The sequence below is a fragment of the Mesorhizobium sp. M7A.F.Ca.CA.003.01.2.1 genome, from assembly GCF_003998945.1.
GTDB classification, from domain to species: domain Bacteria; phylum Pseudomonadota; class Alphaproteobacteria; order Rhizobiales; family Rhizobiaceae; genus Mesorhizobium; species Mesorhizobium ciceri.
In genome coordinates this window covers 1-1,035 of sequence record NZ_RZRA01001362.1, presented here as the reverse complement: position 1 = coordinate 1,035, position 1,035 = coordinate 1, and the positions used below count along the sequence as shown (strand labels likewise).

1 protein-coding gene is annotated in these 1,035 nt (G+C 55.6%); it reads right to left on the bottom strand.

All coding sequences use genetic code 11. The features are described 5' to 3' along the window. Nucleotides 1-59: 59 nt before the first annotated feature. Nucleotides 60-1,035, bottom strand: a 976-nt coding sequence (locus tag EN969_RS32665) for an AMP-binding protein (RefSeq protein WP_164758739.1), incomplete at its 5' end; no start/stop codon positions are given.

The following is a 1,035-nucleotide window of genomic DNA, read 5'->3' as shown; positions in this document are numbered from 1 at the left end:
CTGTTGTTCGTGCTCAGCATTGAATTGGCCTCCGATCCAAATAATTTCCGTAAATTGCTTTATGACAGCGCCATTTTCTTGAGCTTGCCCGTGTCCGTCATCGGCAGACTGGACACAATTTGGATGGACTTCGGAATCATGAAGTTTTCCAATCGCTTCTGACATTCCATCCGCAGCTGCTTTTCGCCCATGATCGTTCCTTGCTCCATGACGACAAACGCTTTCACTGCTTGCCCCAGCAGGTCATCAGGTACTCCGACAACCGCGGCTTCCCGTACTCCCGGGATTTCCATCAGCACGTTTTCGACTTCCCTAGGCGCCACCTTTTCTCCCCGCGATTTTATGATCTCATCGCTGCGGCCGACAAAATAGAGGTAGCCTTCCTCGTCCATTCGGCAGTAGTCGCCGGTGTACAGAACCTGCTCGCCGGGCAAAGGACCTGGCTTGAGCTTCTTCGCGGTAGCCTCCGGCTTACCCCAGTAGCCCTTCATGACCGTTGCCCCGCGGATGACCAACTGGCCGACGACATTGGGACCAACCCTTCGGTCATCCTCATCGACAATCCACATTTCGGTGTTCGGGATGGCGATCCCCACGCTCAACGGTTTTCGGGCAAGATCGTCCGGCGGAAGATAGGTGCAGCGTTTGCATTCGGTCAGGCCGTACATCGAATAGATGCGGGCGGCGGCAAACAGTTCCTGGAGCAGGCGAATGTGCTTAAGCGGCAGGGCTGCCGCCGTATTCGTGACATACCTTATGCTTGCAAAATCATTTGCCTTCAGCGTCCTGAGATCCGACAGCGCGGCAAAGATGGTCGGCACGCCGGGAAAGCCTGTAACTCTCTCCCTTTCGATGATCGCAAGTATCTGTGCGGGGAAGGCAAACGAGCGCTCGAGGACCAACCGCGCCCCGGTACGGAATGCCATTATCATCTGATAGAGGCCGTAGTCGAAGGCCAGGGGCAAGACATTGAGGATCACGTCGTCTTCGCCAAGCTCAAGGTACGAGGCGATAGACGTGCAGGCTGTCATCATG